This is a genomic window from Salinivibrio costicola subsp. alcaliphilus, assembly GCF_001996185.1.
Lineage (GTDB): Bacteria > Pseudomonadota > Gammaproteobacteria > Enterobacterales > Vibrionaceae > Salinivibrio > Salinivibrio costicola.
Genome location: NZ_MUFR01000196.1, coordinates 1 through 288 on the forward strand (window position 1 = coordinate 1; position 288 = coordinate 288).

General features: G+C 50.0%; 1 protein-coding gene. It reads left to right on the forward strand.

Annotated elements, in window-relative coordinates:
• Positions 1-198: 198 nt before the first annotated feature.
• Positions 199-288 (forward strand): IS66 family insertion sequence element accessory protein TnpA (gene tnpA, locus BZJ21_RS16900; RefSeq protein WP_394329768.1); only part of this gene is annotated, 90 nt, incomplete at its 3' end.

The window sequence follows — 288 nt, forward strand, 5'->3', positions numbered from 1 at the left end:
CTCACCATTCTTGCGAATGATCTCGGCAGTTTTTGGCTTACCGCCAGCGTTTCTGGCTTTGCCTCGGATCTTAACGATGCCGACATTAGCCAGATAAACGTAAGCGGCCATTTCTCCCCACATTCAGATAACCACGATGACCTGATATTGATATAGCTCCTTCACTATCGGAGCGATATCATGACACGGGAAGACAAGATGAAACTCTGGCAGGAGCGCCTGCAGCATCAAAAAGACAGCCAACTCTCCATCGCCGCCTGGTGTGAACTGCACCAAATTGCCCAGTCA